20 protein-coding genes are annotated in these 24,531 nt (G+C 40.2%); 12 read left to right on the forward strand and 8 right to left on the reverse strand.

What is annotated here, in order from left to right:
• Positions 1 to 2: 2 nt before the first annotated feature.
• A complete protein-coding gene (locus tag AWN68_RS10140; protein ID WP_068414916.1) occupies positions 3 to 1,121 on the forward strand; it encodes an ATP-binding protein in 1,119 nt (372 codons plus the stop codon).
• On the opposite strand, the gene AWN68_RS10145 is transcribed toward AWN68_RS10140, so the two are convergent.
• On the reverse strand, positions 1,122 to 1,499 hold the full coding sequence (locus AWN68_RS10145; protein ID WP_068414919.1) for a DUF423 domain-containing protein: 378 nt from the start codon (positions 1,497 to 1,499) through the stop codon (positions 1,122 to 1,124).
• Complete coding sequence (locus AWN68_RS10150) at positions 1,499 to 2,176, reverse strand: YggS family pyridoxal phosphate-dependent enzyme (RefSeq protein ID WP_068414922.1); 678 nt, start codon at positions 2,174 to 2,176, stop codon at positions 1,499 to 1,501. The genes AWN68_RS10145 and AWN68_RS10150 overlap by 1 nt, the downstream gene beginning before the upstream one ends.
• Before the next feature lie 115 nt (positions 2,177 to 2,291).
• Between AWN68_RS10150 and AWN68_RS10155 the strand changes: the two genes are divergently transcribed.
• The 3 genes from AWN68_RS10155 to AWN68_RS10165 are packed head-to-tail and all read left to right on the forward strand — an operon-like array spanning position 2,292 to position 5,082.
• Positions 2,292 to 3,845 carry a GH3 family domain-containing protein gene (locus AWN68_RS10155; protein WP_068414924.1) on the forward strand — a complete coding sequence of 518 codons (1,554 nt, stop codon included), beginning with the start codon at positions 2,292 to 2,294 and terminating at the stop codon, positions 3,843 to 3,845.
• The gene (locus tag AWN68_RS10160) at positions 3,845 to 4,483 is read left to right on the forward strand and encodes a LysE family translocator (RefSeq protein WP_068414926.1); all 639 of its coding nucleotides are present in this window, start codon (positions 3,845 to 3,847) and stop codon (positions 4,481 to 4,483) included. Before AWN68_RS10155 ends, AWN68_RS10160 begins: the two co-directional genes overlap by 1 nt.
• 2 nt (positions 4,484 to 4,485) lie before the next feature.
• On the forward strand, positions 4,486 to 5,082 hold the full coding sequence (locus AWN68_RS10165; protein WP_068414928.1) for a DUF6992 family protein: 597 nt from the start codon (positions 4,486 to 4,488) through the stop codon (positions 5,080 to 5,082).
• On the opposite strand, the gene AWN68_RS10170 is transcribed toward AWN68_RS10165, so the two are convergent.
• The 4 genes from AWN68_RS10170 to AWN68_RS10185 form a co-directional block, all read right to left on the reverse strand.
• Positions 5,079 to 5,561 (reverse strand): hypothetical protein, encoded by a 483-nt coding sequence (locus AWN68_RS10170; protein WP_157716160.1) that lies wholly within the window; start codon positions 5,559 to 5,561, stop codon positions 5,079 to 5,081. The two genes, AWN68_RS10165 and AWN68_RS10170, sit on opposite strands and share 4 nt — an antisense overlap.
• 155 nt (positions 5,562 to 5,716) lie before the next feature.
• On the reverse strand, positions 5,717 to 6,766 hold the full coding sequence (locus AWN68_RS10175; protein ID WP_068414932.1) for a vWA domain-containing protein: 1,050 nt from the start codon (positions 6,764 to 6,766) through the stop codon (positions 5,717 to 5,719).
• Positions 6,759 to 7,658: a hypothetical protein gene (locus AWN68_RS10180; RefSeq protein WP_068414934.1), complete on the reverse strand. Its 900-nt coding sequence runs from the start codon at positions 7,656 to 7,658 to the stop codon at positions 6,759 to 6,761. Before AWN68_RS10180 ends, AWN68_RS10175 begins: the two co-directional genes overlap by 8 nt.
• A complete protein-coding gene (locus AWN68_RS10185; RefSeq protein ID WP_068414937.1) occupies positions 7,651 to 8,529 on the reverse strand; it encodes a DUF58 domain-containing protein in 879 nt (292 codons plus the stop codon). The genes AWN68_RS10180 and AWN68_RS10185 overlap by 8 nt, the downstream gene beginning before the upstream one ends.
• Before the next feature lie 151 nt (positions 8,530 to 8,680).
• On the opposite strand from AWN68_RS10185, the gene AWN68_RS10190 reads away from it, so the two are divergent.
• Entirely contained in the window at positions 8,681 to 9,025 is a 345-nt protein-coding gene (locus tag AWN68_RS10190) for a DUF4296 domain-containing protein (protein ID WP_068414939.1), read from the forward strand.
• 20 nt (positions 9,026 to 9,045) lie between these two features.
• The gene (locus AWN68_RS10195; RefSeq protein ID WP_068414942.1) at positions 9,046 to 11,424 is read left to right on the forward strand and encodes an endonuclease MutS2; all 2,379 of its coding nucleotides are present in this window, start codon (positions 9,046 to 9,048) and stop codon (positions 11,422 to 11,424) included.
• A 288-nt stretch (positions 11,425 to 11,712) separates the two neighbouring features.
• On the opposite strand, the gene ytxJ is transcribed toward AWN68_RS10195, so the two are convergent.
• Together ytxJ and AWN68_RS10205 are read right to left on the reverse strand one after the other, a co-directional pair.
• A complete protein-coding gene (ytxJ, locus tag AWN68_RS10200; protein WP_245657994.1) occupies positions 11,713 to 12,081 on the reverse strand; it encodes a bacillithiol system redox-active protein YtxJ in 369 nt (122 codons plus the stop codon).
• A gap of 5 nt (positions 12,082 to 12,086) precedes the next feature.
• Entirely contained in the window at positions 12,087 to 14,060 is a 1,974-nt protein-coding gene (locus AWN68_RS10205; protein ID WP_068414945.1) for an alpha-ketoacid dehydrogenase subunit alpha/beta, read from the reverse strand.
• Positions 14,061 to 14,158: 98 nt separating this feature from the next.
• Between AWN68_RS10205 and AWN68_RS10210 the strand changes: the two genes are divergently transcribed.
• From AWN68_RS10210 to AWN68_RS10235, 6 genes are all read left to right on the forward strand, one after another.
• Positions 14,159 to 15,403 (forward strand): M16 family metallopeptidase, encoded by a 1,245-nt coding sequence (locus AWN68_RS10210; protein ID WP_068414947.1) that lies wholly within the window; start codon positions 14,159 to 14,161, stop codon positions 15,401 to 15,403.
• Entirely contained in the window at positions 15,400 to 15,876 is a 477-nt protein-coding gene (ispF, locus tag AWN68_RS10215; RefSeq protein WP_068414950.1) for a 2-C-methyl-D-erythritol 2,4-cyclodiphosphate synthase, read from the forward strand. The genes AWN68_RS10210 and ispF overlap by 4 nt, the downstream gene beginning before the upstream one ends.
• Positions 15,877 to 16,554, forward strand: coding sequence for a tRNA (5-methylaminomethyl-2-thiouridine)(34)-methyltransferase MnmD (gene mnmD, locus AWN68_RS10220; RefSeq protein ID WP_068414953.1), 678 nt, complete (start codon positions 15,877 to 15,879; stop codon positions 16,552 to 16,554).
• A gap of 80 nt (positions 16,555 to 16,634) precedes the next feature.
• The gene (locus AWN68_RS10225; RefSeq protein WP_068414955.1) at positions 16,635 to 17,072 is read left to right on the forward strand and encodes a hypothetical protein; all 438 of its coding nucleotides are present in this window, start codon (positions 16,635 to 16,637) and stop codon (positions 17,070 to 17,072) included.
• 6 nt (positions 17,073 to 17,078) lie between these two features.
• Complete coding sequence (locus tag AWN68_RS10230; protein WP_068414958.1) at positions 17,079 to 21,380, forward strand: WD40/YVTN/BNR-like repeat-containing protein; 4,302 nt, start codon at positions 17,079 to 17,081, stop codon at positions 21,378 to 21,380.
• Between the two features lie 124 nt (positions 21,381 to 21,504).
• Positions 21,505 to 24,477: a T9SS type A sorting domain-containing protein gene (locus tag AWN68_RS10235; RefSeq protein WP_068414962.1), complete on the forward strand. Its 2,973-nt coding sequence runs from the start codon at positions 21,505 to 21,507 to the stop codon at positions 24,475 to 24,477.
• Positions 24,478 to 24,531: the final 54 nt, after the last annotated feature.

Here is a 24,531-nt window from a genome sequence, read left to right on the forward strand (position 1 = left end):
CTATGATTAAGCGTGCGCTAGAGGAGAGAATTAGAAGCAAAATAGGGCGAGGTAAAGCCATTGTTTTGATTGGGCCAAGGCAGGTAGGGAAGACTACATTGATCAATCAGATTTTGAATGGTGAAGACTTTCTTTTCTTGGATTGTGATGATCCAACTGTGAGAAATATTATTTCTACTGCAGGCACTGAAGAGCTTAAAAGCTTAATTGGTTCCCATAAATTCATTTTCATTGACGAGGCACAACGAGTTCAAGAAATAGGCTTGAAGCTTAAGATTATAATTGATCAAATCAAACCACATCAATTATTTGTGAGCGGCTCTTCCGCATTCGAACTTAACAATGAACTGCATGAGCCTCTTACAGGGAGGAAGTGGGAATATGAGTTGTTCCCAATTTCTTGGAGCGAACTTGAAGGGCATGTAGGCTACCTTAAATCAGAACAACAATTACCGTTGAGATTAATTTATGGTATGTATCCTGATGTTATTAATAATCCAGGAGAGGAGGTTGAAATTCTTAAAGAGCTTGTGAATAGTTATCTGTATAGAGACCTTCTGGCTTTTGGTGGAATAAAGAAGCCTGAGGTTTTAGAACGTCTATTACGTGCTTTGGCTTTTCAAATAGGTAATGAGTTTAGTTATAATGAACTATCAAATCTTTTAGGTATTGATAAGAATACGGTGAATTCATATATGGATGTTCTTGAAAAAGGGTTCGTTATTTATCGTTTACCTTCTTTTAGTAAAAACCTTCGCAATGAAATTAAGATGAACCGCAAGGTGTATTTTTACGATAATGGAATTAGAAATATGATTATTGGAGATTTTAAAAACCCAGATATCAGGAATGACATGGGCGCTTTGTGGGAGAATTTTTTAATTACCGAGAGAATAAAACTTAATCGATACTTTCAACCGACAGCGCACTCTTATTTTTGGCGAACAAAACAAAAGCAAGAGGTAGATTATGTTGAGGAGCTTAACGGTGATGTTTCTGGCTATGAAATAAAATGGAACCCAAAGGCTAAGATCAGTCCTATTCAAAAATTCACAGAGACGTATAACAGTAGTATCTCTAGATTAAGCAGAGATAATTTTAGACCTTTTTTGGAGGTATAATTAAAGACTATTCTTAACCCCTAAAACCAAGAATAGCCAACCCATAATAAAGCCCAAACCTCCAATTGGAGTAATAGCGCCTAACCATGTAACATTGGTCAATGATAAGGTGTAGAGCGATCCACTAAAAATGAATATGCCGGCTACAAAGCAGATGGCAGCATAACCGAAATAGTTACTTTGATAGTTGATCATTAAGAAGCCCAGAACTAAAAGCGCCAAGGTATGGTAAAACTGGTATTTTACGCCTGTTTCAAAAGTGTCCAATCGATTATTGGCAGTCAATGTGCTTTCCAAAGCATGTGCACCAAAGGCGCCAATGGCTACGGATAACATTCCAAATATTCCTGCTAAGATTAAAACGGTTTTTGCACTCATTATTGATTGTAGTTTCGTCCTCCAAAAATAGCAGATCCAATCCTCACCATAGTACTTCCTGCTTCACAGGCTACTTGGTAATCGCTGGTCATGCCCATTGATAATTCTTTCATTTCTAAATTTTCAGACTGAATTTCGGCTTTGATTTGCTCGAAAAGGGCCTTTAGCCCAGTGAATTCACTCTTCACCCTTTGCATGTCGTCAGTATTGGTGGCCATGCCCATCAGTCCAACAACTTTAATATTTTTTAAATTTTTAAAATCTTCAGATTTTAAGAAGTCAAGCAATTCTTCTTCTGAAAACCCAAACTTGCTCTCTTCCTTGGCGATGAAGACTTGAAGTAGACAAGGGATAATACGCTCATTTTTCTCTGCTTGCTTATCGATTTCTTTCAATAACCTATCACTATCCACTGCATGAATGAGGTGAACAAAAGGAGCTATGTACTTTACTTTATTTCGCTGCAAGTGGCCAATCATGTGCCACTCACTGTCTTTTGGGAGTGCTTCGGCTTTTTCTGTAAGTTCTTGCACTTTATTTTCGCCAAATGCAAGTTGTCCTGCCTCATAAGCCTGTAACAAATCTTCCTTGGGCTTAGTCTTACTAACGGCAATCAATTGAGCACCGAATGGTTTTAGAATTTCGCGGTATTTTTTTATGTTGTTTTCTACACTCATTTGAGTTGCCTTATTTTCAGTAGTACTTTTGTTTATATTTGAAACTCTCAGTAGACTCCAAAGTTAGGATAAATTCGCTTTGAAGTGGGCTTGCTGATCATATGAAATTAATTGAATGGCCATATTAGGGACTATACTTAAAAGAGGAATAAAGCTTAGGGAAACATTAGAACAAGATTATACATCGCCCTATGAGCTTCAGAAAAAGGAGTTATCTAAACTGCTTATTAGCGCAAGAAATACGCAATTTGGTAGAGAATACGACTTTGTAAGTGTCCTTGAGTCTTTCAGAAATCATGGTGGACACGATTTTTTGGATAAGTTTAAAGCCAACGTGCCCGTATGTGATTACGAAAAGATGAATGCGGATTGGTGGCATAAAATCAGAGAAGGTGAAGAGGATGTTTGCTGGCCAGGTAAAACGAAGTTTTTTGCCCTAAGCTCTGGTACTTCAGGTGCAGCCTCAAAATATATTCCTGTCACCAAGGATATGATTCGCCAGATCAGAAGAACAGGAACAAGACACATCTATACACTTTCTAAATACGATTTGCCCGATAAATTCTTCCAGTCTGGAATGCTTATGCTGGGAGGAAGTACCTCGCTCAATTTCTCTGGGAACTATTATTATGGTGACTTGAGTGGTATTACGACTGGGCAGTTGCCACTTTGGGTGCAAGGTTTTTCAAGACCAACACCAAAGATTAAAAAGAACAAAGATTGGGCAGCCAAGCTAGACGAAATTGTCGAGTCGGCTCCAAAATGGAACATTGGGATGATTGTAGGTGTGCCCGCATGGATGCAAATTCTAATAGAAAGAATTATTGAAAGGTACCATGTCAAGGACATTCATGAAATTTGGCCTAACCTACAAGCCTTTGTGCATGGTGGTGTGTCGTTCGAGCCTTATAAAAAGGGTTTTGAAAAACTGTTGGGTAAGCCAGTTCATTATATAGAGACTTATTTGGCTTCTGAAGGGTTTTTAGCCTTCCAGTCTGAGCCAAATAAAAAATCAATGCGGCTGGTGTTGAATAATGGTATTTTCTATGAGTTTGTTCCTTTTAATGATAAGAATTTTAGCCCAGATGGTGTCATTGTTGAACATCCAGAAACGGTCATGATTGATGAGGTAGAAGAAGGTAAAGATTATGCTTTATTGATTTCTACCTGTGCTGGAGCATGGCGTTATCAAATTGGTGATACTGTTAAGCTTGTAGATAAAAGGAATTCCGAGATTATAATTACAGGCCGTACGAAGCATTTCTTAAGTCTTTGTGGCGAACACCTTTCTGTAGATAATATGAATCATGCCATTGAATTGGCTGCTGAAGAACTGAATATTAGCGTTAAGGAATTTACCGTAACCGGTATTCCTGATGGCACGTTATTCTCACACAAATGGTATGTAGGTACTGATGATGAAGTGGACAGTACTGCTTTGTGTGAACGAATCGATGCCCACCTTAAGGTAGTGAATGATGACTATGCCGTAGAACGAAAGCATGCCTTGAAGAATGTAACGTTAGAGATTATACCGACAACGGTTTTCTATGATTGGATGCGTTCGGAGGGTAAAGAAGGCGGTCAATCTAAGTTCCCGAGGGTGCTCAAGGGAGATCATCTAAGTAGTTGGTCAAGTTTTCTAGCGCAACAACCTAAGAAGTTCTAATGCATCCTTTACTCAATGGTTTATTGTTTGGTCTGTTGCTATGTATCCTAATTGGCCCTGTTTTCTTTGCGCTTATTCAAAATAGCATTGAAAAGGGTTTTTGGTCTGGATTCTTTATGGCCATAGGAGTGGCGTTAAGCGATGTCTTTTATATTGTAATTACCTACTTCGGAGTTTCTCAACTTGTGGAGAGTGAGAACTTTAAAATGTGGCTGGGAGGAGTAGGGGGAGTTATTATGCTGGTGTTTGGGCTTTTCTATTTGTTTAAATCCGTCCCCAAAACGACCGTCATGAAAAATACCAATGGTGGTAAACATGGCTTCAAACAGATCTTAAAAGGTTTTTTCCTGAATGGTGTAAATCCTTTTGTGTTGTTTTTTTGGATTGGGATTATGAGTAAAGTCTCCATCGATTTTGAATACACTTCAAATCAAGCCTTTGCGTTTTTTACTGCTCTAGTTGGTACAGTCTTTATTGTAGATGTCCTTAAGTCGTATTTCGCTACCAAACTCAGAGAGATTGTTACAGCTCGTTTTATGAGAATCATGAACCGCACCGTAGGTGTGGCTTTGATCCTTTTTGCCCTCCGATTACTTAATTTCTTACTAGAGGGTTTTGGAATTCAACTCTTTGCGTAGCCATGAAAAAATCATTCTTTCTTACTGTCTTTCTGGTTTTTACCACCTTTCAGGCGCTAGGGCAATCTTCTGAACTAACAGCATTTAATGCGGATCGACTGCAACTGAACAAGGTAGGAATGGTTGTTTTAGGCAGTTGGGCTATAGGTAACTTCGCCACTAATGCCGCTTTACTGAGAAACCCTAGCTCTAAAGAGCAAGGCTATTTTTACAGAATGAATATTTATTGGAATGTAGTGAATTTAGCCCTGGCCGTTCCTGGCTTACGTAACTCCCTAATTACCGACCCAAGTTCAATTAGTCTAACGGAATCCATTGGTGATTACCATCAAATGGGAAAAGTGCTTTTGATCAATGCTGGCCTAGATGTAGCTTACATTACGGGTGGTTTCTTAATGAAAGAAATGACCAAATCACGACCAAATAGGCAAGACCTGCTGAATGGGTATGGTAAGTCTTTAATGCTACAAGGTGGATTTCTCTTTGCTTTTGATGTAGTGATGTATGGCTTGCTGCAATCCAAGAGCGATAGCCTGAATAAAATAATAGAAACTGTCAGTGTAAATGCTGACGGATTTAGTCTGGTTTTTAGGTTTTAGTCTTTAACTCTAAAGAAATATGATGGGCGTTTTCGACTTAAAAAACGTCTTACTCTCTTTCTGGATAAATGCCCATTTTTTTTAACATGAAAAAGTCTGTCACCTTTAGTGAATAGATTAGAAAAATTTATTTCCAAAGTTTGATGTCTTGATGTCAGCAGGCTTGCAGTATGATCCTCCAAGGATATCAAACTTGATTGTTGGTTGTCAGACATAACTAAGCTGTCTTTTATTGAATTTGTTTGGCTACCTGAGATACGAATTGTGTCAAATATCGGAACAACTTTAAGTTCAATGAAGCCATTTTCCTCATGCCAAATACCAGTTGCCCATTGCGATGCCAAATCATGGCTCCTTGAATAAGAGAAAGTGGAGTCAGATCTTAATTCTAATTTTTCTCCGAAATAACTTCTGTAAGTTCCTGAAATACTAGATTGAGCATCAAGAGCTTTTTCTGCAACAAAGAAAATGGCTATCAATACGAACATTATATACTTATGTGAAATGCACTTCATATTCATCATAATCTAAGGCATTCACATAAACTATACAATACTAGTTAGGTATTGTCTTAGTGGATTGTAAGTTTAAATAGAGAAATGATCAGAGTGCATTTCTAAAGCGGTTTAGATTCTTAATCCTCCAACACGTTGCTCACAAAAGTACTTTTAGAGAGCATAAATAGAATGAAGAAAACCAATCCCCATTTGGCGTAAATAGGATAGAAGTCCGTGGTGTTCTTGTAACGGGTTTCTTTTATTTCAGCTTTTTCGTATTGGTCGATCAGGCTAAAAACGTTTGAAAGTGCTTCGTTATCAGAAGCACGATAGAACTGGCCATCACCAATCTCGGCAATCTTTCTTAGCGTGGTTTCATCTAGCGTATTCTCTATGTAATTGGGTCTGCCAAAGAAGTCTTTTCCGTAAGGTACTTTTCCATCCTTACCAATACCAATGGTGTAGATTTTAATGCCGTAAGCAGCAGCCAATTCAGCTGCAGTAATTGGGTCAATGTTTCCGGCAGTGTTGTCTCCATCACTCAATAGAATCATCACTTTAGAAGCCGCAGTTGATTCCGTCATTCGGTTGGTACCCGTTGCTATGGCGCTGCCAATGGCCGTGCCTCGGTTCTCGATTTTACCAAAGTCTACTTCAGTGTCTATGAAACTGCCCAGTAATTCATAATCCGTGGTTAACGGAGAGAGTGAGTATGCGTCACCGGAAAAGATTACTAGTCCAATTCTGTCCTGAAACCGGCCATTGATAAAATCACGCGCTGTCTGTTTAGCGGCTTCAAGCCGGTTCGGTTTAAAATCTTCAATCTGCATTGATTCAGAGGTGTCAATGATCAATACGATATCAATTCCTTCTGTCCATTGCTCTACTTCTTCATTGGTACGCTGAGGGCGAGCGAGTGCAACAATCAGCATGGCCAAAGCCAAGGCCGTAAATAGGTTAGGAATAACCCTCAAGTAGCTTGTCCAGCTGCGTTCTATGTCTTGTTTGGGAAGTGCAACAGGGAGCTTTTGCTTTATTTTAGTGCCGATCAGCCATTTAAGAAGAAACAGAATCAGAACTAATGGGAGAGCGTATAGAAAAATAGGAAACGCCCAATCAAAGGATTGGAAACCCGTAGGAGTAAACCACTCCAATGAAAGCCAACTATATTTCGATTCGTCAAGCATTTTTAATTACTTCTGAAATGTGATTGTATCGGTCTTGAGTATAGTCTTTCAAAAACTCAAAATCGTTCTGTAAGGCAGAAACGGTAGCCTTACTGTATATGTTTTTATCAATGGATTTGAGCGTTTCATCCAAGCTGGAACTTTGCGTCAATAATACAATTTCCTTGGTGGTTAGTTTGGTATATGGTAGATTTTCCAAACCTTCCATATAGCTCTTCCAGTACTTTAAAGTCTTTTCAATATTCGCCTTGGTCGTATCGTTGCTCAAAGCATCAATCTGTAGATCGAAGGCTGCTTTGAACTTCTCAAGACCTTTGTTCAATCTGTACAGTCTTATTCGTTTTCTAATTTCTTTACCCCATACTACTAAAACGATTATGGCTAAAACACCTAAAACCACTAATGCGATAATGAAATAAGGATAGTTGAATTCAAGTGATACAGGCCTGTAGTAAGAGTTTTCTTCCATACTCACACTATCGGGCATTTGTGTAACTACCTGATCGAGAATAATCGAATCCATTAAACTGAAATTCGGAATACTGTCGCTTGCTGTAATAAGAAACACAGGTAAGGACAGTCTCTGAACCGTATCAATCTCAAAAGTAGTGAGGTAATACACCGCACTGTCAATACTGTTTAAGTCGTCAGACTGCGTGTTGAAGTATTCCTTTTTAACCAGTTCAAAAGGAGCAAAGTTATAGAGCGAATCAGGAAATATAACAGACCTGTTTTTCTTGTCTTTATAACTGAAAATAAACGGAACCGGCTCACCGATTTTCACACTGTCTTTCAGAAAAAAACCAATGGGCTTTGTTTCCTGAGCGTGAATTGCCTGACTTCCAGAAAAAATTAAGGCGGCTAGAATGGTAAGTTTAACGATCTTAATCACGCTTCATTGATTTATTTCGCAGTTTGAAAAGTTTGATGAGTTGGGGGATATAATAATCCTTGGTGTTGATTTCTACATAATTGATCTGGTGCTTTCTGCAAAACAGCTGTAAGTCATCTTTATTCGTAGAGTATCGTTTTTCTAGCTTATTTCTGAAATCCCTTGACGAAGTATTTACCCACACCGTTTTACGGCTCTCTTTATCGTAAACAGGAATTATTCCCAAGTTAGGTAAATTAGTTTCTCTGTCGTCTTTCAAGTGAATCACCACAAGATCGTGCTTATTCGACAAGGTCCTTAGGTTCTTCTCGTAATCGGTGTCAATAAAATCCGAAATTAAGATTACTACACTCTTTTTATTGATGGCTTCAAGCGCTAAACCAATCGCCTTACTGATATTAGTTTTTCCAGATTTTGGTTTTAGGTTATAGAGTTCATGAATAATGGCATAGCCATGTTTGCTGCCTTTTCCTGACTTCACGAACTTTTCTTTTTGATCTGAAAAGCAAATGAGACCCACTCTGTTTTGCTCTTTAATAGCAGAGAGCGTTAAAACGGAAGCGATTTCTTTTCCCACATCTACCTTTTGGGCGCCTGGATTTCCTATTTCTTGCGAACCACTGACATCGAGTAAGAAGAAAACAGTTTGTTCTTTTTCTTCCTTAAAAGTCTTTACAAAGGTTCCATGCCCTTTGGCCGAAGTGTTCCAGTCAATATTTCGGACGTCATCACCATAGTGGTATTCACGCACTCCGTCAAACTCCATCCCCGATCCTTTGAAAATGGAATGGAAATCCCCTTGCATCCGGGAATTGATGGCTTTTCTGATTTGTATTTCGTACTTCCTAAGCTTGGAAATTATGTGCTCCATATCTAAAAGGCCAAAAATAGAATTAAATCGGTTTTATTCAGCGTCAACTATCTTAAATTTGGTTAAGAAGCATTCCGCTACCGTGCAGAATACGTTACCTTTGACAAATTCGTTTGAAAATCGAAGTTGAAAATAAAATTGAGGATTGAGTGTGAAAAAGCTTTTTTTGTTGGCGGTTAGTTGCTTGTTTTTTACCTGCGGTAGTAAAGAAGAGTTGCCTGAAGGATTATTGTCAGAATCTGAGATGATCGACATCATGATCGACATCCGAGTAGCAGAGGGTAAGGTTACCCATTTGTTGCTTAAGCCCGACTCCGCCAAACAGGTGTTTAAGATAATGGAAAAGAGGATTTTCGAAGAGCATGATGTAGATACTGTTGCCTATAAAAGTAGCTATCAATACTATTTGCTTCATCCAGAAAAGGCTTCTGTCATATTTTCAGCCACCTTGGATAGCCTCAATGTTATGAAAGAAAGAGTCACCAATCAGCGATAAGAATAAGCCCCATTTACTGAATGCTTTATCCCCCGAATTTAGAAGAAAAGTTAGGTTTTGATAAAATCAGGGCCATTTTACTCGAGAAATGTGAGAGTAACCTAGGTGCCCAGTACGTTTCAAAAATAAAATACGCCATAGATCGTAATTCTATAGATAAGTGGTTGGAGCAAACCCACGAATTCACTCGAATTATTCAAAGTGGCGAGCTTTTCCCTAATGCTAACTACATCGATGTTTCATCACACCTCAAGAAGGTACAGATGGAAAACTCATTTCTTTCGGAAGAAGAGTTTTTCGATTTGCTGTTGGTTTTCAAAACTGCCGACCAATGCTTGGGCTTTTTCAGCCAAAAACGAGACGATTACCCTGAGCTGGTTCAGCTTACTCATCCATTGCTATGGAATGATGCATTGCTTTGGTCCATAGACCGAAAGTTTGATGAGCGTGGAAAGCTAAAAGACAATGCGTCTGCTTTATTGGCTGAAATCAGAAAAGGGATTTTTACCGAGCAGCAGAGACTTAGAAAAGTACTTGATGGTATTTTAAGACGGGCACAAAAAGATGGCTTTACACCAGACGATGTGTCCATTACGATTCGTGAAGGCCGAATGGTAATTCCTGTGTTGGCGGAATACAAAAGAAGGGTGCGCGGCTTTGTGCATGGCGAATCTGCCACTGGCCAAACCGTTTATTTAGAGCCTAGCGAAGTACTCGAAATCAATAATGAAGTTCGCGAATTGGAGTATGCTGAAAAGCGCGAAGTCACACGAATTCTAACAGCATTGACCGATGAGGTGCGTCTGGAACTGGAGAACCTTTCAGGGATAATGAGATTTTTGGGCGTCATCGATTTTATTCGAGCCAAAGCTCGGTTCGGAATTGAAATTGGAGGAATAAAGCCTGTTTGGAACGAAAATAAGGGCTTTAAATGGAAGAAAGCCCGACATCCGTCACTTTACCTTTCTTTTAAAAAGTTAGGGAAGACGGTAGTGCCATTGAATATTTCACTCGATGCAGAAAAACGAATCTTGGTGATTTCTGGGCCAAATGCCGGAGGGAAGAGTGTTTGCCTAAAAACAGTAGGTTTATTGCAATACATGTTCCAATGTGGCTTGCTGGTTTCTGTAGATGAAACTTCACGCTTCACTATTTATAACGACCTCTTTATTGATATTGGTGACGAACAATCCATCGAGAACGACTTAAGTACTTACAGTTCGCACTTGGTGAACATGAAGAACCTTTTGGGACATGTTAATAAAGCCAGTTTATTTCTGATTGATGAATTTGGAACGGGTACCGAACCGCAGTTTGGTGGTGCCATTGCCGAGGCCATTTTGGATGAACTCCGCAGTTCGAAAGGCATGGGCGTAATTACTACGCACTATGGCAACCTAAAGGAGTATGCCGACAAGCAGCATGGTTTGGTGAATGGAGCCATGAAGTACGATTTGAAGAACCTTCAACCTATTTATCAACTAGAAATAGGCAAACCTGGAAGTTCTTTCGCTTTAGAAATTGCCAGAAAAATTGGTCTTTCAAACCAAACCATAGAATACGCCAAGTCTAAAGTAGGAGTGAAGCAGGTTTCTGTAGATCAGCTTTTAGGTCAGTTAGAAAGTCAGCAGTACGAAGTAGAGAAAGCTGAGAAAAGGGTGAAGGTGAAGGAAAAGGAGTTGGATGAATTGACCAACCAATATGCCGAACTCAAATCTCACCTCGAAAATCAAGAGAAGAAAATACTGAATACGGCCAAACGTGAGGCTAAAGTGCTTCTGGATAGTGCCAATAAGGAGGTGGAGCGTGTTATTCGCGAGATAAAAGAAGCCCAGGCGGATAAAGAGAAAGTAAAGCAAGCCCGCGAAAGCTTAGAGGTTGCCAAGAAGAAAACCAAAATCACTTCGCAAGAAAAAGAGGTAGTTCAAACCGAGACGGGTGCCATTGAAGTAGGGAGTTATGTCCGTATTAAGGGACAAGAGACCTCAGGGAAAGTGGTGTCTATCAAGGGCAAAGATGTTGAGTTAAGTATTGGAGCATTGAGCTCTATGGTCAAGCTTAATCGCTTAGAGAAAATTACCCGCAAAGAAACCCGTGAAAAGACCAATGTGATGTTGGGCAAAGCGGGAGTTTCGATCAATGAGAAAATGGCCAACTTCACTCAGAAATTAGATATTCGTGGCTATCGTGCCGAAGAGGTCATTCCAAAACTAGAGCAATATATGGACGAAGCCATTCTGCTTGGCTTTAACGAACTCCATATTCTTCATGGAAAAGGCAATGGAGTGTTAAGACAAATCGTCCGAACTCACCTCTCGTCTTACAAAGAAATTGCCCAAATGAAAGACGAACATGTAGACCGTGGAGGAGCAGGAATTACCGTGGTTACAATGCGTTAGTCATTGGTTGAGTGGTCATTAGTCATCGAGGGTAGTCCATAAACTCAATTCATCGTCATTGCGAGAAATAGACTTCTCGGTAGCGAAAGGCTATGACGAAGCAATCTCACTTTTCAAATTACAGAAACTGCTGGCTAGAGACCGCTTCGTTGCAATCCATTGCTATCGCATGGCCTGCGTCTCGCAGTGACGGTCGTTTTAGGCGTCATTCTGAAATTTTAGACTGATGTGAGTCAGGATAAAATGAAAGAATCTGTTTGATATACTGCCTTTGGAGTTAACTCAACCCTAAACCAACTTCAACATCGCATCATAGTCAATCGACATGTGCGAACTGTTATGAACAGCTTTGCTGTTTTTAATCACAATGGCTTGTGGAGATTCATGTTGCACGCGAAATTGTTCAGCAATGGCGTTTGAGATTTCTCTAAACTGAATCAAGTCTAAGTAATAAACTTTCAATTGGTTACCTTCTGCTGTCCAGTTACGCTCCAAGCGGTTCAGCGCCATGCTGCTAATGCTGCAACGGGTACTGTGCTTATAAATCACCACCGTTTGGTTTTTGCTCTCTTCAATTATTTCAGAAATCTGATCTAAACGCTCCAATCTATTCCACGGCACTTCAACTGTGTCTTCCTTCTTTTTATTCCAAAACATAAAACTTAGTAATTTATCAAGTCATTCAACTTCTCTACAAGTCTTTGTTTTGGTAAAAAGTTCTCTTCTAAGTGTTTTCCGAAAGGAACAGCAGTATCCAAGCTGCCCACTCTAGCTACAGGAGCATCTAAATTTTGGAAACAGTTTTCACCAATCCAGGCCGCTATTTCGGCACCAATACCTCCAGTGAGCGTATCTTCGTGCAATACAATTACCTTATTGGTTTTCTTCACCGTAGCTTCAACTGCTTCTTTATCCCAAGGCAGCAAAGTTCTTAAGTCTATAATTTCTATTGAGGCTTCCGAAGTGGCCGCTAATTCTTTCGCCCAGTGCACGCCCATGCCGTAAGTAATGATAGAGATGTCTTCACCTTCTTGCGCAATGGCAGCTTTTCCTACTTCAACAGTATAGTAATCATCTGGAATATTCTCCATTACCGAGCGGTACATGACTTTGTGTTCGAAGAACAAGTAAGGATTTGGATCTTCAATGGCAGCAGCCAAAAGCCCTTTAGCATCTCTTGGGTTAGAAGGATAAACGATTTTCAAGCCAGGGGTGTGGAAGAACCAAGCTTCGTTGGATTGAGAGTGGAATGGTCCAGCACCAACGCCAGCGCCAGTCGGCATCCGCACCACTACATCTGCATTTTGGCCCCAGCGGTAATGACTTTTCGCGAGGTTGTTGATGATTTGGTTAAAGCCACAAGTAACGAAATCGGCAAACTGCATTTCAACCATGGCTTTGTAGCCATTAATACAAAGGCCGAGTCCCGTACCAATAATAGCAGACTCGCACAAGGGTGTGTTACGCACTCTTCCGCTTCCGAATTGATCTAAGAAGCCATCAGTGATTTTGAAAACACCACCATAATCGGCAATATCTTGCCCCATTAACACCAAGTTGTCAAAGCGTTCCATACTTTGCTTCAAACCATCCGAAATAGCATCGACAAAACGCTTTTCAGAAATAGCATCGGTTTTGGGTTCAATTACCTCCTGAAGGAATGGTGCATGCATATCGTCAATTTCCATTTGCGTAGCAGGAGGTAATTCTTCTGCATAAGCCAATTCTAAACCTTCTTCAATGTCGGCTTTGATTTTCGCTCTGATTTCTTTTTCCGCCTTGGCGGTAAGTATTTTTTCCTTCTTTAAAAAGGACTCATAATTTTCAACGGGATCTTTTTTCGCCCATTCTTCCATCAAAGCTTTCGGAACATATTTAGTGCCGCTGGCTTCTTCATGGCCGCGCATTCTAAATGTCATGCATTCCACAATCACTGGCTTAGGGTCTTTTCTGATTTCTTCGGCCAATTGCTTTATGGTAGAATGTACTTCAAGCAAATTGTTGCCATCTACTTTTACTGCTTTAATACCGTAGCCCGGGCCTTTGTCTACAAAATTCTTGAATCGGAACTGCTGTTCACTAGGGGTGGATAGGCCGTAACCGTTGTTTTCAATCACGAAAATCACAGGCAAGTCCCAAACTGCAGCAACGTTAAGTGCTTCGTGGAAATCGCCTTCCGAACTGGCACCGTCTCCTGTAAAGACTAAAGTAGCTTTTTTACTTTCTTTGAGTTTGTCGGCTAAGGCAATTCCATCTGCCAAGGCCATTTGTGGGCCTAAATGCGAGATCATTCCCACAATGTTAAATTCCTTTGTCCCAAAGTGAAAGGAGCGGTCTCTTCCTTTTGTGAAACCGCTTAATTTGCCTTGAAATTGTGCGAAAAGGCGACTGTACGGAATGTTTCTGCCCGTGAAAACACCTAGATTTCGGTGCATGGGTAGAATATATTCTTCTTGTTCGATAGCGTTTACCGCTCCAACAGAAACCGCTTCTTGCCCAATTCCAGAGAACCATTTGGAGATTCTTCCTTGTCGAAGTAGAATGAGCATTTTTTCTTCGATCATACGTGGTCTCAGAATTTGCTCGTAGAGGTTTAAAAGTTCTTGCTTGGAGTACCCTTCTCGTTTAAAAATCATAATTGTTCACATGGAGTGCGCAACAAAATTAAAGTAAACCCTCAATTGCCGAAATTAATGTGCATTATTTTTATTTTTGCCAACCTACCCAATTGTATATGATCCAATTTGAACGATTTGAGTTAAAAAACGGCCTTCAGGTCATTTATCACGAAGACCTTACCTCGCCTATGGTGGTGGTGAACGTGCTTTATGACGTGGGGTCCAGAGATGAAGAAGAACATCGTACTGGATTTGCTCACCTTTTTGAGCATTTAATGTTTGGCGGTTCGCTAAATGTGCCCAATTATGACGAGCCTTTGCAGAAGGTTGGGGGAGAGAACAATGCGTTCACAAGCCCAGACATTACAAACTATTATATCACGCTTCCGGCCGAAAATATGGAAACAGCATTTTGGTTGGAGTCTGACCGAATGCTTAGCCTTTCTTTCGACCCAAAAGTATTGGAAGTTCAGCGTTCTGTGGTGATCGAAGAATTTAAGCAACGGTATTTGAATCAACCGTATGGCGATGCTTGGTTGAAGTTAAGACCATTGGTGTATAAAGAGCATCCTTACAAATGGGCGACCATCGGAAAGGAAATTGAGCACATTGAAAAGGCGACCATGGGAGATGTGAAGGATTTCTTCCATCGTTTCTACAAACCGAACAATGCTGTTTTAGTGGTGGCTGGGAATACTTCCTTGGAAGAAGTAAAACGACTGAGCGAAAAGTGGTTTGGTGAAATCCCTGAAGGAGAAACGAACGAGCGAAACTTACCCCAAGAGCCAGCTCAAACCGAATTCAGAGCATTGGAAATGGAAGCGCCAGTACCAGCAGACTCACTTTACATGGCTTTTCATATGGAAGGTAGAGCAGATGAAAAGTACTATGCCACCGATTTATTGAGCGATATATTAGGACGTGGTAAGTCGTCATTATTGCACGATCAGATGGTGGAAAAACAAAGGCTGTTCAGTTCAATTGGAGCTTATGTTATGGGTTCTAGTGATCCTGGATTATTGGTCATCAATGGGCAATTGAGTGCTGGTGTTTCGCTTGCTGATGGTGAGAAGGCAGTGTGGGTTTTGATTGAAGACTTCAAAAATGCATCGATTGAAGCCACTACTTTGCAAAAGGTGAAAAACAAAGCGGAGTCAACCATTGTTTTTGGGGAGGTGGAATTACTGAACCGTGCAATGAATTTGGCGCATGCTTGGACTTTGGGTGATCCTGATATGGTAAATCATGAAGGCGAGAAAATTCAGGCTGTTACGGTGGAGGATATTAAAGCGCAGGCTAATAAAATATTAGTCAGAACAAACGCTTCGGTATTAAGGTATAAAGCAAAAAACGAAATATGAAAATCAGGGTAGGTTTTGGGTACGATGTACACCGTTTGGAAGAAGGAAAAGACTTTTGGTTGGGTGGAATTAAGGTGCCTCATACACATGGAGCCGTTGGTCATTCTGATGCAGATGTACTGATTCATGTGATTTGTGATGCGCTTTTAGGTGCTGCCAATCTACGTGATATCGGCTTTCATTTTTCGGATAAAGATCCAAAGTTTAAAGGAATCGATAGCAAGATTTTACTGAAGGAAGTAGTAGCGCTTGTGGAGGCCAAAGGCTTTTCTATTGGTAATATAGACAGCACAATTTGTTTAGAATTGCCGAAAGTCAATCCGCACATTCCTGAAATGCAAAAATGTCTTGCAGAGGTTATGGGGATAGAGGAAGAAGATATTTCTATCAAAGCTACAACCACTGAAAGGCTTGGTTTTGTTGGTAAGGCTGAAGGTGTGGCCGCTTATGCCACAGTGTTGATTCAAAAGTAAATGGGCGAAGTTAAAATTATAATCACCGAAGATGGTTCGCATTCGCTGTACCACGCTGAATTGAACGAAACCTATCATTCGTTTCATGGGGCTGTACAAGAGTCGCGTTATGTGTTTCTGAAAGAAGGGCTGGATTTCCTTCTTTTGAGTTTTGGTGTAGATAAAATCCGAGTGCTTGAGGTCGGTTTTGGTACGGGCTTAAACGCCATCCTTACTTCAGAATGGGCGGCAGCACATCGGGTGAAAATTGAGTACACCACCTTAGAACCTTTCCCATTAAAAAGTGAAGTGTATGAAGCGCTGAATTATCACGAGTTTTTTGAAGATAAGACCGTGAAGGAGCGGTTTTTAGAACTCCATAATGCCGCTTGGGAAAAGAAATTTGAGCAAAATGAATTTTTTACCATCCTGAAAACGGAAGCCAAACTTCAGGATTTTACAACTGATTCACTTTTCGATATCGTCTTTTTTGATGCCTTCGCGCCAAGTAAACAGGCCGAGATGTGGAATTTGGAGGTGATTAAAAAAACAGCTGGTCTACTCGATGCCAATGGGGTTTTTATCACCTATTGTGCCAAAGGCCAACTGAAAAGAGACTTAAGTGCAGTTGGCTTAACGGTTGAAACGCTCCCAGGGCCTCCAGGTAAAAAAGAAATGGTAAGAGGGGTAAAGCGTTAATACCAATGTGGCTTTAAATTTGTAATCAAGTTCATGATGCATTTTGATAAATTGTATATTGAAGCAGTTTTTAATTTCTGATGATGAAAGCAAACCCATACAAACTACTCAGTTATAATCTTTTTGTCGTTCTGTTTTTATTGACAGGATGCAAATCTGCGGAAAAGAAAGACTCACCAGAGTTTACAGTGAAAGATGCGCGTGAATTTTCATTGAATACTGAAGGAGTAAAGGAAGTTGCTCCTTCTAATATGATCAAAGATGCAATTAGACTAAAAGGTGAGATTGAGTCGGTAAAGAGTACTTCTGATCGTGGAAATACTTATGTTTTTGTAGTCGATGAAATTGTGAAATATGGGGCTACATTCGCCACGGTTGCGCCTGAAATTGGAGATAAGATAAGTATTGAAACCCCCGCAGACGTTCAATTTAGCAAAGGTGATAAGGTGTTAATAGATGTTTTGACCCCAATTACTAAAACAAAGGAAATGCTTAGCGCTACAATGGTTCAAAACTAAGCAACCATGAAACCATTCTGGAAGGCAGGATTCCTGACGGTAATACTTTCTTTACTTGCCTACTTTATTTTTAAGGGTGATGATCAATGGTTTACTAAGGAGTATAACCGATCAATAGTCTTTGAGGCCATTCCTGATTCATTAGAAACTCAGGAGAGCGAGGCAGAATTCGAGAACCCAATCAAGCGACTTCAATTTGAATACGAGATGCTCGCCAATCCTACTACGGGTAAAATTCCATCAGGAATAAGAGAAAAGGAACTTCGTTTTGCCGAGGCGCAGAAGAGTATTTCAGATTTGAATATTCGGATGCAGGCAAGCGGTATAAGTAAAACGCAAGCGTCTTCTTTTATAAGCAGAGGCCCTTATAATATTGGGGGAAGAACCCGTGCGCTGGCAATTGATATTTCAAATGAAAATGTGATTTTAGCTGGGGGGATTTCTGGTGGCGTTTGGCGATCGAAAGATGCTGGACAAACTTGGACAAGAACTTCTTCTGTAATGCAGTTGCCAGCAGTTTCTGCTTTAGTGCAAGATCAACGTACAGGTAATACAGGTACATGGTTTTATTCAGCGGGTGAACTTTTCGGTAATTCCGCCTCCGCCAATGGTGCATTTTATCTTGGTGATGGTATTTTTAAGTCTACAGATGGAGGACTATCGTGGACGGTAATTTCTACTACCACTCAAAATGACAATACCAATCTGGGGGATTTTGGTTTGGTGGGAGAAATAATAATTGACAACTCTAATGCTGATGTACGCGAAATGTATGCTGCTCGACTTGGTAATATTGTAAGAACCACTGATGATTTCGCTACTTATATGACCGTATTGGGAGCTAATAATACCGGCTTTTCTTATAGTGACGTGGCTATATCCAGCAGTGGCGTTTTAATAGCAGCGATTGCCAATAATGTAAATAACGGACAAAACGCGCAGGAAGGAATTTACAAGTCTGACGATGGCTTGACTTGGGTTAATATAAATCCGTCTTCAGGTTTGCCAAGTTCATACGAAAGAATTGAAGTGGCATTTGATCCTCAAAACGAAGATATATTTTATGCTGTAGGTTCTAGTTTTTTACTTAAACATACCATTAGTACTGGTGAATGGGTTACACTGACAGGTAATCTTGGTATTTCAACAGATTCTGGACAGGGGCATAATACTCAAGGAGGTTATAATTTAGTCATGAAGGTTCATCCTTCAAGTTCAGACACTATTTTCATTGGGGGGACGAACCTTTTGCGTAGTTCATCGGCCTTTACTACCAGTTCTGATCGAGTAAATATTGGTGGGTATAGAGAGGATAATAATTCAGAGAACTTTCCTAAATACGACAACCATCACCCAGATATTCATGCCTTGGTGTTTTATCCATCAGACCCAAATAAAATGCTTTCGGGATCAGATGGTGGGGTTCATGTGACACTTGATAATGCAGTTGCAGGTACAAGCAGTCCAGTAGTTTGGCAGTCTCTCAACAGAGGTTACCTCACCACACAGATTTATGCCATTGACTATTACCGATTTAATAGAGGAGAGGAGCTTTTGATTGCTGGAATGCAGGATAACGGAACTTGGGGTGCAAATGAAAACCTATCCAATACAGATTGGGTTGAAATTTTTGGAGGAGACGGTTCATTCAATGCTATTACTTATAACTCATTGTATGTTTCTGCCCAAGAGGGCCAATTAAGGAGGTTTGAGGTAAATGCTGAAAGCAATACATATGAGTATAAAGGAGATATTTCTCCGAGTAAAGATGATGCTGACTTTTTGTTCGTCAACCCATTTATTTATGATCCGGTAAATCAAGATAGAATGTATGTTGGGGCAAAAGGTAAAATTTTTTTTACCAATAATATCCGTGAAAACCCTAGTTCAGGAGATTGGCTTGAGATATCCATGGGCACCGCTAGAGCAAATGATTTTGTGTCAGCTCTTACCGCGTCTATTGAACCTGAAGGAGTACTTTATTTCGGGACACGCAACGGTAGAATATTTAAAGTAGCCGATGTAAGTGGCGGTCTTACTCCTGTGGAGGTTACAGGAAGTAATATGCCTGGTGGAACTATTACAAGTTTAACTGTTGATCCAGCGGATGCAAATCGAGTATTTGTCACCTACGGGAACTACGGAATTGTAAGTGTTTGGATGAGTGAAGATGGCGGGCAAACATGGGCCTCCATTTCAGGTAATCTAGAAGAAAACACTAATGGATCGGGCAGCGGCCCTTCGGTACGATATATCGAAATGTTGCCAAATGGATCGTCTCCGATTTACTTTGTAGGGACATCTCTAGGTCTTTATAAAACTTCCGTTTTGGATGGCGATAACACCGTTTGGACACAGGAGGCCTCAGGTATTATAGGAAACTCAATTGTCAGCATGATTAAAGTCAGGCCTGTTGAAGGGCAAGTAGTGGCGGCTACGCATGGTAATGGTGTTTTTCAGGCCAGTTATGATGTAGCTTTTGCTCCAAACATTAACTATTCCATCGATTATGCAACACAAGAGGCGACACTCAGGGGCCCCGTTTCATTTACAACAGGTGCTGGCTTTTCATATCAATGGATTAAAGACGACAAAGATATTTCGGGAGCAACCAGTTCAGAATTATTGGTTTCAGAGCCTGGGGTTTATAAACTGAGGGTTATGGATCAATTGGGGCCAGTGGAAGTTTCCAATGCTATTAACCTAAAGTTAGATAAAACAGCACCCGTTGTAAGCTCTATTGTGAGGCTAAACCCAACACAAGAGCAGGTTGAGGCTATTGAGGTTAATTTTCAGCTCACTTTTGATGAACCTGTTCAAGGGTTAACCACTACCTCATTTGAACTCGCTGGAACAGCATCAGGTAACATTGCGTCTGTTTCGTCTGTTTCCTCTACTGTATTTAATGTTCAGGTGGACAATATTAGTGGAGCAGGCTTACTAGACTTGAATATTAAATTAGAATCTGGGATTATGGATCTATTCAAGAATGCTTTTGGAGGATCCATATTAAGTGAAGAGACTTATATTATTGTCGATTTGACAGGGCCTAAGGCTAGCATATCAAGATCACAACCCACTTCAGAAGAAACGAACAGAGCGGAGGTCGCATTTGCTGTTGATTTCAACGAAGCCGTTAAAAATGTGGGGGTAGAAGATTTTGAACTGTCTTCAACGTCAATTTCAGGAAACATCGAGCGTGTAACCTCTAGTTCAATTTCAAGCTATTTGGTATTTGTTACTGGCTACTCCACAAATGGATCAGTGAATCTTGATTTTAAATCTAGTACGGATATTAAGGATATGTCTGACAATGCTTTTGACACTAACCTTATTTCGGAAGAAAGCTATATAATCAACGCTGCCTTGGCACCAACCGCTACAATTAAGCGTAATGCACCAACCGTATCATCAATCAATCGTCTGGATGTGCTGTTTGTGGTTGAGTTTTCTGAAGATGTAACCAATGTTGATATTACAGATTTTGAATTGAGCTCAGGGAGTATTCAGGCCACAGTGGCGGAAATAACAGAGGATTCGCCAAGTAAATACCTTATTAAGGTGAATGGATTTTCAACCCAAGGTTTAATAGACCTTGACTTCACTAACGCTACGGGAATTGAAAATACTGGAGGGAATGTGTTTACGGGTGGGCTTACGCTAGAGGAAACCTATACGGTTGATTTTTCAGCAGGGCCCAGTGCCAGTATTGCAAGACAATCCCCTTTAACGGAAAACACTAACCTCACGGAAGTGACCTTTGAAATTACTTTTTCAGAAGGAGTGACAAATGTGGATTTAAGCGACTTCGAACTCTCATCAGTCTCAGTGGATGCAGTGATTCAAGGCGTATTCTCTAGTGTTTCTAACACAAGTTACTTGGTAATCGTTGAGCAAATTGAATTTGATGGCTTGATAGATTTAGATATTAAATCTTCTCATAACATTGAAAATGCCGAGGGTAATCGATTTAATGGGATATTCACTTTGGACGAAACCTACACTGTAGAAAATATCATTACTGGAATTGATGATGATCCGTTGATGATCGATTTGATAATTACAGTAGAGGAGAATCCGTCCTCAGGTGTTTTTAGAATTAGATTGAATGCAGATATCCCTTTGGGTTTAAATTATATAGTTACTGACAGCCAAGGAGTAGAGGTTTTAAATGGAAAAGTGGTCAGTTATTTCATAGGTAAAATAATAAAGCTTGATTTAAATACTGTGGCAAACGGTGTATATGTATTAAGAATGGAGACTCAGTACGGTTTTATTCAAGCAAAATTGTTAAAACAACAACAATAAAATATATCTTTAATGTTCATCTGAAAATCCGTTTAGGAAAGCTATGCCATTTGGAGAAAAAAAATAATCCAACGGTATACTTACAAACGTAGATGAAAGCAGAAATACCTTAGACTACACTTATATGAATAAGATTAGATTGCGAAACTTGGGAGTTGTTGGAGTGTTTGTAGTGCTGTTTTTAATCTACTTCGAGTATCAATCGTCAAGGTTATTCAAAGTGAATACTGAGCCACAGTTCGTGATTGCTCAAGTAGAAGATTTAAATGAAGGAGCAGAAGCTGAATCAGAAAACCCTCTAAAAAGGCTTGAATACGAAATGGACATGTTAAAGGATCCTTCAACTGGAAAGATTCCCTTTGATATTCGTCATAAAGAATTATCATATGTTCGAGCGTTAAATCAAACTGATAGAAATAATATAAGGTCTTCTGCTGCAGGTGTTTCTCAAACCAACGCATCTCCTTTTGTGAATTTTGGGCCCTTTAATATTGGAGGTAGAACTAGAGCGCTTGCTATTGATGTAACAGATGAAAATATCTTTTTGGCTGGAGGAATTTCTGGTGGAGTTTGGAGATCAACGAATCAAGGCACTTCTTGGACGCGAACTACAAATTTTGATCAAATACCATCCGTGACAACAATAGTTCAGGATAAGAGGACTGGTAAAACCGCTAACTGGTATTACGCAACGGGTGAGAATATAGGCAACTCTGTTTCTGAAACGGGCGCTTTCTATTTGGGAGATGGTATTTATAAATCGACAAACGGAGGTGTTTCTTGGAGTTTAATTACTGGAACAGCAATCAATTCTGCTACGAGTTTGGGGAAATTTAGTTTAGTGAATAAGCTGGCGATTGACTACTCAAACCAAACAGAAACAGAACTTTATGTCGCAGGATTAAGTAAGATATATAGAACGGTAAACGATTTTCAAAGTGTTACCACAGTATTAGGACTTTCAAATACAGGAGTTGGTAATTCGGCAGACATAGCGATAGCAAGTGATGGGACGATAATTGCAAGTATACCTAACAAGTCTAGTAATGGTTCGAATGCAGAAGAAGGTATCTTCATTTCCTCCGATGGAATTAGTTGGACATCGATAACCTTACCAGCCGCATGGCCTGCAACATTCAGAAGGGTAGAATTGGCCTTTGACCCGCATGATAATAATTTCTTTTACGCACTTGGAGAGTCTTTCTTTTATAAATACGATAGAAGCACTTCTACCTGGACTGCTCTTACTAGTAATATTAATGTGAACAGTGAGTCTGTTGAAGGTTTTGATGGTCAAGGCGGGTATAATTTAGAGGTGGCTGTTCACCCAGGGAATCAAAACACTGTATTTATTGGAGGAACCAACCTTTTAAGGTCGCCAAATGGTTTTACTCTGGAAACGGATAGAAAGCACATTGGTGGATATACAGGCACCGGAACTGCTGGCCCTTATGAAAACCATCACCCCGATATTCATACCCTTTCATTTTTGCCATCTGACCCTAAAAAAATGTTTTCAGGTTCTGATGGTGGGGTTCACAGAACAAATGATAATATCGCAAGTACTGTGGTTTGGACTTCACTCAATAATGGTTACGTTACTAGTCAGTTTTATACAGTAGATCTTTACCGCGATGATCGTGGCGATAATCAAATTATAGGAGGAATGCAGGACAACGGAACTTGGGCGATTTTCCAGAATAATCCAATAGGTGTATGGATACAAGCCTATGGTGGTGATGGGGCCTATTCAGCAATAAGTTATAATTCGTTGTATGCTTCCGCTCAAGAAGGCCAAATGGGTCGTTTCGAGCTTGTTGACAATACTTATCAAGCTTCAGAGGATATTGCTCCAAGCGATGATAGTGATGAATTCCTTTTTATAAATCCGTTCATAGTAGATAGAGTCAATCAAGATCGTCTGTATGTAGGGGCAAAGGGCAAAATATATTACACCTACGATATTAGAGAAAACCCTGGGAAAGGAGAATGGGAGCAAATTAATGGTACTGGCATTACCAGTCAACCAGTTGCTGCAATGGCTACTTCGGTTCAACCAGAAGGGGTGCTTTACTTTGGGACCACCACAGGAAGACTTCAAAAAATAGCCAACACAAAGGAAATCACTTCTGTTGAAAATATATCGGGAAGTAACTTACCTCAAGGTGCTTCGGTGACTAGTATTGCAGTTGACCCAAGGAATGCAAATCGCGTATTCGTCACATTTGGAAATTATGGAGTTATAAGTATTTGGATGTCGGAGGATGGAGGAGGTACTTGGTCTTCTATCTCTGGTAACCTAGAAGAAAATGCTAATGGGAGCGGAAATGGGCCGTCAGTTCGGTCGATTGAGATTTTGCCAAATGGAGCTTCCGGAGAGAAGATGTTTGTGGGTACTTCTACTGGTTTATACATGACAAGTAGTTTAAATGGTGCCAGCACAGTGTGGACACAGCAGGCGCCTAGTATCATAGGTAATAGCATTGTTAATATGGTCAAGGTAAGGCCTATTGATGGAAAAGTGATTGCTGCTACCCATGGTAGTGGAGTGTTTGTAGGGTATTATGACACTGGGTTTAATCCGGAGATTAATTATTCGATGACGGGGGAAAGTAGTGCGGTTTTAAGAGCCAACCAGTCATTTAATCAAGGACAGGGTTTTGCGTTTAAGTGGTTTAAAGATGGTACAGTGCTAGCTGGTCAAACGGGAGCAGAGCTTATAGTGAACGCTAATGGTACTTATAAATGTGAGGTCACTGATCAATTAGGGCCAGTTGCATTTACCAATGAAGTGACTTTTAATTTTGATGTGGTCGCGGGAATAGATGATGATCCAATTCAAACGAGTGCTCAGGTAAGTCCAAATCCATCCAACGGAGTCTTCAATATTAATTTAGATGCGGCATACGCTACTGGTTTTGATTATTCTATTGTGAACAGTAATGGTAATCAAGTAATCACTGGCAAGAAAGAGTTTTACAATACAGAAGAGAGATTTCGAGTGAATTTGAGTACAATGCCTGATGGGCTCTATATTCTGAATATTAATAATGACAAACGGAGGGATGTAATTAAGCTCTTGAAGCAAAGAAACTAAGGAAGGCCTTAAAAGAGAATATCGAAACGGCTGTGATTGAGAAATTGCAGCCGT

Origin of the sequence: Roseivirga echinicomitans, from assembly GCF_001592935.1 — a bacterium.
In the GTDB taxonomy this organism is placed as follows: domain Bacteria; phylum Bacteroidota; class Bacteroidia; order Cytophagales; family Cyclobacteriaceae; genus Roseivirga; species Roseivirga echinicomitans.